At 21.6% G+C, this 319-nt stretch carries 1 protein-coding gene; it reads left to right on the forward strand.

The window, feature by feature from the left end:
- Positions 1–128 precede the first annotated feature (128 nt).
- Positions 129–319 (forward strand): hypothetical protein (locus tag BUE91_RS00465; RefSeq protein ID WP_143605888.1); only part of this gene is annotated, 191 nt, incomplete at its 3' end.

The raw sequence follows: 319 nt of genomic DNA on the forward strand, positions 1-319 counted from the left end.
ATATTTTAATATTTCATCTCTTGAATATTCTTCATCAACCTTAAATTCCTTTGATTTAAATTCATCAAAAAATATCTTTAACGCTAAATTAATATCAAGGAATAATATACCTGCACTAGGAGAAAATAATGATTAAAAAAAATATTACCTTACTTAAAGAAGAAGTTGTTACTAAACTTACAAGTATGAATATTTTTAAAATGGTTTTCATAAGTTCAGCATCAAATAATTTAGAATATTACTATAACATTTTAAAACAAGAAAAAAGTGATTATGAGAGTAAATATGTAAATTTAAGTTCATACTCAAACCTTGATCT

The sequence above is a fragment of the Streptobacillus notomytis genome (genome assembly GCF_001902585.1).
Lineage (GTDB): Bacteria > Fusobacteriota > Fusobacteriia > Fusobacteriales > Leptotrichiaceae > Streptobacillus > Streptobacillus notomytis.